Origin of the sequence: Microbacterium sp. B35-04, assembly GCF_010634885.1 — a bacterium.
Classification (GTDB): domain Bacteria; phylum Actinomycetota; class Actinomycetes; order Actinomycetales; family Microbacteriaceae; genus Microbacterium.
In genome coordinates, this window is sequence record NZ_MWLP01000008.1 from 107,082 (window position 1) to 116,231 (window position 9,150).

Here is a 9,150-nt window from a genome sequence, read left to right on the forward strand (position 1 = left end):
TCCATTCTCTCTTGAATGCGATTGCAGTCTAGCTCAGCGAGGAGTCCCCATGCGAAGGAACGCCGGTGCCTCGGCCACGCCCGCGGCCACGCCCGCCGCCGCGACGCTGTCCCCGGCCCACGTACCCGACGCCATCGCCCGCACCGTGGCCGAGGCGTCACGTCTCAAGACGCGCGCCATCGACCGTGTCGCGTACGCGAGCGACGCCTCGCACTTCCTCCTCACCCCGCAGGCTGTGCTGGTCGCCGCCGACGCGGCGGAGGTGGGCCGCGTCATGCGCGCGGCGAGCGCCGGCGCGACCCCGCTCACGTTCCGCTCCGGCGGCACGAGCCTGTCGGGTCAAGCATCCACCGACGGGCTGCTCGTGGACGTGCGCCAGCGGTTCCGGCACATCGACGTGCTCGACGGCGGCCGTCGGGTGCGCGTGCAGCCGGGTGCGACCGTTCGCCAGGTGAACGCCCGCCTCGCTCGGCACGGCTATCGGCTCGGACCCGACCCGGCCAGCGAGCTCGCCTGCACCATCGGCGGCGTCGTCAACAACAACTCCAGCGGCATGGCATGCGGCATCACCGAGAACACCTACCGCACCCTCGAGTCGCTCGTGTTCGTCCTGCCCTCGGGCACGGTCGTCGACTCGGGCGCACCCGACGCCGACGCGGCGCTCCGTGCCGCCGAACCCGACCTCGTAGACCGCCTCGTGCGGCTGCGCGAGCGCGTCGTCTCCGATCCGCGGTCGGTCGACATCATCCGGCGCCAGTTCGCCATGAAGAACACGATGGGCTACGCGATCAACGCGTTCCTCGACTTCGACGCGCCCGCGCAGCTGCTCGCCCACCTCGTCGTCGGCAGCGAGGGCACACTGGCCTTCGTCGCCGAGGCGACCTACCGGACCGTGCCGATCCTGCCGCGCATGGCCACGGCCCTCACCGTCTTCCCCGATCTGGATGCCGCGACCCAGGCCCTGCCCGAACTCGTCGCGACGGGTGCGGCAACCCTCGAGCTCATGGATGCCACCTCACTGCGCGTCGGGCAGTCGCTCGCGGGTGCCCCGCGCGAGATCACGGGCCTGACGGTGCGCGACCAGGCCGCGCTCCTCGTCGAGTACCACGGGCACGACGAGGACGAGCTGACAGCGCTCGTGGCGGGCGGCGCACGCGCACTCGCCGCACTCCCGCTCGAAGCCGCCGCGTCGTTCTCGACCGATGCGGCCGTGCGGGCTGCCGCGTGGAAGCTCCGCAAGGGTCTGTACGCGTCGGTGGCGGGAGCGCGTCCCAGCGGGACGACCGCCCTCCTCGAAGACGTCGTGGTGCCGGTCGAGCGCCTCGCCGCGACGTGCGCCCGTCTGCAGTCGCTGTTCGAGCAGTACGCCTACCGCGACAGCGTGATCTTCGGGCACGCCAAGGACGGCAACATCCACTTCATGCTGACCGACCGCTTCGAGTCGCCCGACCAGCTCACGCGCTACTCGGCGTTCACCGAAGACATGGTCGACCTCGTGCTCGGCGCCGGCGGCAACCTCAAGGCCGAGCACGGCACGGGACGTGTGATGGCGCCGTATGTGCGTCGCCAATACGGCGACGAGCTGTACGAGGTCATGCGCGAGCTCAAGGCGCTCTGCGACCCGAGCGGGATCCTCAACCCGGGCGTGATCATCGACGACGATCCGAGCGCCCACCTCCGGCACATCAAGCTGGCCGACCCGATCGAGCCCGAGGCCGACCGCTGCGTCGAGTGCGGGTACTGCGAGCCGGTCTGCCCGAGCAAGGATCTGACGCTCACGCCCCGGCAGCGCATCGTCACGCGCCGCGCGATCGCCCGGGCGGAGGCATCCGGTGATCAGGCCCTCGTCCGCGAGCTGGAGCGCGACTACGACTACGCCGGCATCGACACCTGCGCGGTGGACGGCATGTGCCAGACCGCCTGCCCCGTGCTGATCAACACCGGGAGCCTCGTCAAGCGGCTGCGACGGCAGGACGCCGGCCCAACGGCGAGCGCGGTATGGAAGGGCGCTGCCCACGCTTGGGGCGCCGCGACGCGCGTCGCGAGCGCCGGTCTCACGGTGGCCGAGAGCCTTCCGGCCGGGCTCGTCACCGCGACGACCGACCTCGGCCGCGCCGTCCTCGGCGCCGACACGGTTCCGCGCTATTCCGGCGACCTGCCCCGCGGCGGGCGGGCACGCGCGCGTCTCGGCGGCAGCGTCGGGGCGGGCGAAGGCGCGCCGGTCGCCGTGTACCTGCCGGCATGCGTCAACACCATGTTCGGACCCGCGGGCGACGGCGTCGGCGTGACCGAGGCGTTCCGCAGGCTCGCCGAGCGCGCGGGAGTGCGGCTTCTGGTGCCCGAGCAGGTCGACTCGCTGTGCTGCAGCACGCCGTGGACGTCGAAGGGCTACGCGGGTGGTCGCGAGGTGATGGCGGGGCGCGTGGCCGCGGCGATCGTGGAGTCATCGCGCGATGGCGAACTGACTCTCGTGACGGATGCCTCCAGCTGCACCGAGGGCTTCATCCATCTGCTCGCCGATGCCGGGGTCGACATCCGCGTCGAAGACGCCGTGGCGTTCACCGATCGCGTCCTGCTGCCCCGGCTCGGTACCCCGACGCCGCTCGTCGGCACGCTCGCCCTGCATCCGACGTGCTCGTCGACCCAGCTCGGGCTCGACCCGGCGCTGCGCCGCGTCGCGGGAGCCGTCGCCGACGAGGTCGTCGTGCCGGACGCCTGGTCGTGCTGCGGATTCGCGGGCGATCGCGGGATGCTGCATCCCGAGCTCACGGCGTCGGCCACGGCGTCCGAAGCGACGGAGGTGCGGGCGCTCGGCGCCGATGCGCACGCGTCATGCAACCGCACGTGCGAGCTCGGCATGACCCGCGCGACCGGCTCGGACTACCGGCACGTGCTTGAGCTCCTCGAGGAAGCGACCCGCCCGTAGCCGGCGCCGCCGACCCGATCGGCCTCAGCCGGCGGTCGACTCGCGGACGACGAGTTCCGGCTGGAAGCGCACCGTGCGCTCGTGCTCCCCGCCTGGAGCCTCGATGTCCTTGAGGAGCAGGTCGACGGCGGTGTAGCCGATGAGATGCGCCGGCTGGCGGATCGAGCTCAGCGGCACCACGGTGGCCGACGCGAAGTCGATGTCGTCGTAGCCGATCAGCGCGATGTCGCGCGGCACCTTCAGGTCGGACATGAGCGTGAAGGCCTGCAGCGCGCCGACCGCGAGCAGGTCGTTGGCCGCGAACACCGCGTCCGGACGGTCCGCCGCGGTCCGGGCCCGGAGCAACTCGCCCGCCTCGCGTCCTTGCAGCACCGAGAGGGCCGACATCTCGATGACCTCGAGGGTCGCACCGGGCACCTCGGCGATGGCGCGTCGCGCGCCCTCGAGGCGATCCGCCACCTGGCGGATCGAACCCGGGCCGCCGATGAAGGCGACGCGCCGGCGGCCGGTCGACAGCAGATGCGACACCGCGAGGTAGCCCCCCTCGACGTCGTCGACGGAGACCGACCCGAACGCCCGCGCCGAATCCTCGTGGTCGACGAGCACGACGGGCACACCGCCGGTGCGGAGACGCTCGAGCCGCCCGAGGTCGCCGTCGACCGGTGTGACGAGCACCCCGTTGACCCGCTGCTCACGAAACAGCTCGACGTACGCGTCCTCGCGATCGGAGCGCTCGTCGCTGTTGCCGAGCAGCACGCTCATGCCCGCCTCGGCGGCCCGGTCCTCCGCCCCGCGCGCGACTTCCGCGAAGAACGGGTTGCCCGCGTCGAGCACGATGAGCGCGATGCTGCGGCTGCGCCCCGCCCGCAGCTGACGGGCGGCGTCATTGCGCACGAAGCCGAGCTCCTCGATCGCCTGCGTCACGCGCTCGACGGTCGCGGGCGACACCTTCTCCGGCCGGTTGAGCACGTTCGACACCGTGCCGACGGAGACGGATGCCGCAGCCGCGACATCCCGCACACTCACCACCATGGCGCCCCTCCGACTTCCTGCCGCTGTCCGCGAGTGTAGGGCACAGCCGCGCCTCGGCATCGACGGGCCGCGGGCGGCGCGGCCGGGGAGGCGGTCGCCCGCCTCCCCGGCGGCCGGTCAGGCATCGACCCTCGCCTCCTCGCGCTGCGCCGACAGCTCGGCGAGACGCTCCGCGATCCGGCGCTGCGTGCCGGGTCCGGCGTGCATGAACAGCGCCTCGCCGAGCTCGCGGCGCTGCGACCACTTGGTGTTCGTGCGGAAGGCGTGCGCCGCCTCAGGCTTCGCCGCCTCGAGCACCTCGACGATCGCACGATATGCCTCCCGGTCGTCGATGACCTCCGCCAGAGTCGACTCGAGGCCGACGCGGGTGGCGGCGACCGGCGGTGCGGCATCCTGCACCTCCCACTCGTGGGTCCCCGACCCGACCTCGAGCTCGCGCCCGTCGGGGAGCACGACCACCGCCGTCGTGTTCGGCGGGACGACCGCCTCGACCCGCACCACGCCATCCCGGCGGCTCCAGCCGGCACCGGCGGTGCCGTAGGGGGTGAGGTGCTCGGCCCACGCGTGGTCGAAGTCCGTGAGCGGGTGCGGCTCGATGCGCAGCCGCGCGTACCCGGGCTCCTCCGGCGCGAGACCGGCGACGACGCGGTGCAGCCAGTCGCCGATCGCGCCCAGCGCATAGTGGTTGAACGAGGTCATCTCGCCCGGGTTGATCGAGCCGTCAGGCAGCATGGAGTCCCACCGCTCCCAGATCGTCGTCGCACCCATCGTCACCGGGTACAGCCACGACGGGTTCTCGGTCTGCGTGAGCAGGCGCCGCGCCGTCTCGAGGTGCCCGGTGCGGGTGAGGGCGTCCTGAATGATCGGCGTGCCGACGAATCCCGTGCCGATGCGGTAGCCCGACAGGCGTGTGAGCTCGGCCAGTCGCGCACCGAGCACCTGCTGCTGGTCGGCGGGCGCGATGTCGAACACGATCGCCATCGCGTACGCGGTCTGGGCGTCCGACATCATGCGGCCGGCCGGGGTCACGTACTCGGTGAGGAACGCGGTGCGCACCTCCTCGGCGATCGCCGCGTACTGCCGGGCCTCGTCGTCCTTGCCGAGGAGCGCCGCCGCGCGGGCGACGGCATCCGCCGACCGGAGGAGGTACGCCGACGCCACGATGTCGGCATCCGTCTTGGCGTTCGCCGGAAGGTGCGGGGGCGCATCGGGATCTAGCCAGTCTCCGAACTGGAACATGCCCTCCCACAGGCGACGCGGACCTGCGAGCTCGATGAGCGCGTCGGCCCAGCCCTTCATGCTCGGGTACTGGCGTCCGACGGTGGCGACATCGGCGTAGCGCTCGTGGAGCACCCACGGCACGATCGTCGCCGCATCGCCCCACGCGGCGGCGGGCCGGGCGGCGCCGAGCACGTTGGGCACGACGAACGGCACGACGCCGTCCACCTGCTCCAGCGCGAGGTCGCGCAGCCAGGAGTCGAGGAACCCGCGCACGTCGTAGAGGAACGACGCGGTGGGTGCGAACACCTGGATGTCGCCGGTCCAGCCGAGGCGCTCGTCGCGCTGCGGGCAGTCGGTCGGCAGGTAGAGGAAGTTGCCGCGCAGCCCCCACACGATGTTCTCGTGCAGCTGGTTGACGAGTGGATCGGATGCCTCGAACCAGCCGGTGCGCTCCATGTCGCTGTGGATCACGACCGCTGTGACGGCCGCCGGGTCGAACTCGCCGGGCCATCCCTCGACCTCGGCGTAGCGGAACCCGTGGAAGGTGAACTCGGGCTCCCATTCCTCGATCCCGTCGCCCGCGAGCGTGTAGTGGTCGGTCGCCGCGGCGGCACGCAGCGGCCGCGTGCCGAGCTCACCGTGCTCAAGCACCTCGGCATGCTTCAGCGTGACCTCGGCGCCCGCCGGACCCGACACCCGGATGCGCAGCCGCCCGACGAGGTTCTGCCCGAAGTCGAGCACCGTCTTGCCGCTCGGGGTGGTGATGACCTCCTGAACGCTCAGCTCTTCGATGCGCCGCACGAACGGCGACACCCGTGCCTCGGGCGCGTGGATCGGCTCCTGTTCGGCAGCCGCCTCCCAGCCCTCGGCCGCGAAGCCCGCCTCGGCGAAGCCGCGGCCCTCGCCGTCGACGAGCGCCAAGCGGGCGTCGTAGTCCTCGCCCGCGTAGAGCCCGCTGGCGGTGATCGGTCCGGTCGACGCCTGCCACGAGGCATCCGTCACCACCCACTCGCTCGATCCGTCGGCGTACTCGACGAGCAGCTGCGCGGCGAACCTCGGCTGGTCGCCGTAGAGCGGGCGCGCACTGTCGCGGAACCCGAAGCGCTCGGTCGCCCACGCTCCGGCCACCCGCACGCCGATCGCGTTGCTCCCCTCCGCGATGAGGGCGGTGACGTCGGTCGTCTCGTGGATCGTGCGCTGCTCGTACGGCGTCCAGCCCGGCTTCATCACCTGGTCGTCCACGTCGACGCCCCCGATCGCCACCTGGTACACGCCGACCGCGGTCGCGTAGAGGGTGGCGCGGGCGACCGGACCGGTCGCCTCGAACTCGGTGCGGAGGTACGCGGGCTGCGCGGTCTCGGACGGCGAGGCCAATCCGATGGTCGCCGCCTGCCATTCGTCGGCGCCGAGGAAGCCGGCCACGACGCGGCGCGGCGCGCTCCACTCACCCTGCGCACGGTCTTCGCCGGTCACCCGCACGCGCAGCGACACCTGCTCGCGCGGCGCGAGCGGAGCGAACGGCCAGGCGACGCGCGTGGAGGCGCGCCCGTCGATGTGGTGCGTCGACGGGTCGCCGTCACGCGTGAGCTCGATGTCGGCGCCCGCCTGCAGCCAGTCCGGCGTCGTGGTCTCGGTGCGCCAGCCGAGCTCGGGGGCGGGCGACGCGACGACGTCGCTGCCGTGCGGTGCGTCGATGACGATGTACGGAACGGGGCTGCTCATGGCACTCCTCTGGGGATGGTCGGTGTGGTGGGGATCGTCTGGGGGCACGGATGTCGAGATCAGGCCGGCACGACGGCGCCGGATGCCGCGACCGCGGGTGCGGTGACGACGATGCGGTGCGTGCCGTGGCGGAGCTCGGCGGGCGCCGGGGCCCCGCCGACGGTGGCGGTGGATTGCGCCGTGACGGGGAGATCGAGCAGGGCGCGCGCGCCGAACGGCACCTCGAGCGTGGCTTCGAACACCCCGCCGTCGACGCGCCAGTCGATCGCCAGACGGCCCTGTGGGGTGTCGATCGACGCCGACGCGTGCGACAGCCCGACCGCGGGCCGCGGGGCGACGTGCACGGTGCGATACCCGGGATCGTCGGCATCCGGAGCGAGGCCCGCCACCGTGCGGTACACCCAGTCGATCATCGCCCCATAGGCGTAGTGGTTGAACGAGAGCATGCCGGTGTCGTCCTCGGACGCGTCCTCGGTCGGCAGGGCGTCCATCGCGCCCGAGTGGATGCTGCCGTCGGGCAGGATCGCGTCCCAGCGCTCCCACACGGTCGTCGCGCCGCGGTCGACCTGGTACAGCCACGACGGCGCCTCACGGCGGAGCAGCATGAGGTACGCCTCGTCGAGGTGGCCGCTGCGCGACAGCGCGAAGAGCACGAGCGGGGTGCCGAGGAAGCCCGTGGCGATACGGCCGCTCTCACGGCGCACGTTCTCGGCGAGGCCGTCGGCGATCTCGGCCCGGCGTCCGGTGGGCGCGAGTCCGAATTCGAGGGCGATCGCGGCACCGCTCTGCGTGAGGACCGCCTCCTCACCCCAGCGCTCGAAGGTGGCGGCGGTGACGCGGTCGGCGAGCGCGTCGTACTCCGCGGCGCTGTCCTCGTCACCGAGGATCCGCTCGGCGCGGGCGAGCAGACGAGCCGAGTGCGCGTAGAACGCGTTCGACACGAAGTCGCTCGAGACCTTCGCCTCCCACGGCCGGTCGCCGGGCGCATCGGGATCGAGCCAGTCGCCGAACTGGAAGTCGCCGGTCGGCAGCACGATGCCGTCGCCGGCGCGGCGGCGGAGGTGCTCCACCCAGCGCCGCATGCTGCCCCGCTGGCGCGCGAGCACCTCCGTCGATCCGTACGACTCGTACACCGCGAGCGGCACGATGGTCGCGGCATCCGCCCATCCCGCACGGCCCATGTTCTCGGTCGGCACGCCGCCCATCAGCATGTCCTGCGGGCGGATGATGTCGGGCACGACCGCCGGCACGCCGCCGGAGTCGGTCTGGTCGATCTCGAGGTCGCGCAGCCACGACATCCAGAACGCCTCGGTGTCCATGAGCGTGTTCACCGTCGCGGCGAACGCCTGGGCGTCACCGGTCCAGCCGAGGCGCTCGTCGCGCTGCGGGCAGTCGGTCGGCACTGACACGAAGTTGTCGCGCTGCGACCAGAAGACGTTCGAGTGGAAGCGGTCGAGCGCCTCGTGCGATGACGAGAACGTGCTGCGGGGAGCGAGGTCGCTCGAGATGGCGACGGCGGTCGCCGAGACGACTTCGGCGCCCTCGACGTCGGCGTAGCGGAAGCCGTGGAACGTGAACGCCGGCTCGAGCGTGTGCTCGCCGTCGCGATCGAGCGTGTAGACGTCGGTGGCCTTCGCCGACCGCAAAGCCTTCACGTGCAGGTCGCCCGAGGGCTCGAGCACCTCCGCGTGGCGCACGGTCACGACATCGCCGGCGTGGCCGCGAACGGTCAGTCGCACCCAGCCCGACACGTTCTGCCCGCCGTCGAGGCGCGTGCGTCCGTCGTGGGCGGAGGCCTGCATGGGCAACTCGGCGACGACGCGTACCGGCGCTGTGGACCGCGGCTCGAACCGTGCCGGGTCGATGTCGATGACGGATGCCGCGCGCCAGCCGTCCGGGGCGAAACCCGGCTGGTGAACGGCGGGGTCGTCGAGGCGCAGGTCGGTCACGGTGCCGTCGTAGATGCTGGCGCTGCGCACGGCTCCGAAGCCGGCCTGCCACGAGGCATCCGTCTTCGCCACGATCTCGCCGTCGGCCTCGAGCTGCGCGAGGGCCCCGGTCCGATCACCGTAGATCGCCTGGCGCCGCGCGAAGCCGAAGCTGCCGCGGTACCAGCCGTCGGCCACGGCGAGCACGACGACGTTCGTCCCCTCGCGCAGCAGCGGGGTGACGTCGACGGTGTCGACGAGGACGCGCTCCTGGTACGAGGTCCAGCCGGGCGTGAGCAGCGCATCGGTGGCGCGCGCGCC

Annotated in this window: 4 protein-coding genes; 1 reads left to right on the plus strand and 3 read right to left on the minus strand. The window is 72.4% G+C overall.

Annotated elements, in window-relative coordinates:
* Nucleotides 1-49 precede the first annotated feature (49 nt).
* Nucleotides 50-2,926 carry an FAD-binding and (Fe-S)-binding domain-containing protein gene (locus B1729_RS02485; protein WP_163617798.1) on the plus strand — a complete coding sequence of 959 codons (2,877 nt, stop codon included), beginning with the start codon at nt 50-52 and terminating at the stop codon, nt 2,924-2,926.
* A gap of 24 nt (nt 2,927-2,950) precedes the next feature.
* Here the strand turns inward: B1729_RS02485 and B1729_RS02490 are convergent, their stop codons facing one another.
* The 3 genes from B1729_RS02490 to B1729_RS02500 all read right to left on the minus strand — a co-directional run.
* Complete coding sequence (locus tag B1729_RS02490) at nt 2,951-3,958, minus strand: LacI family DNA-binding transcriptional regulator (protein ID WP_163617799.1); 1,008 nt, start codon at nt 3,956-3,958, stop codon at nt 2,951-2,953.
* Between the two features lie 117 nt (nt 3,959-4,075).
* Entirely contained in the window at nt 4,076-6,901 is a 2,826-nt protein-coding gene (locus B1729_RS02495) for an alpha-L-rhamnosidase (protein WP_163630511.1), read from the minus strand.
* Nucleotides 6,902-6,960: 59 nt separating this feature from the next.
* A partial coding sequence (locus B1729_RS02500; RefSeq protein WP_163630512.1) for an alpha-L-rhamnosidase occupies nt 6,961-9,150 on the minus strand: 2,190 nt, incomplete at its 5' end.

Excerpts from the sequence above, each read along its gene's own strand:
- B1729_RS02485 (WP_163617798.1), top strand. The coding sequence starts at position 50 with ATGCGAAGGAACGCCGGTGCCTCGGCCACGCCCGCGGCCACGCCCGCC.
- B1729_RS02490 (WP_163617799.1), bottom strand. The coding sequence starts at position 3,958 with ATGGTGGTGAGTGTGCGGGATGTCGCGGCTGCGGCATCCGTCTCCGTC.
- B1729_RS02495 (WP_163630511.1), bottom strand. The coding sequence starts at position 6,901 with ATGAGCAGCCCCGTTCCGTACATCGTCATCGACGCACCGCACGGCAGC.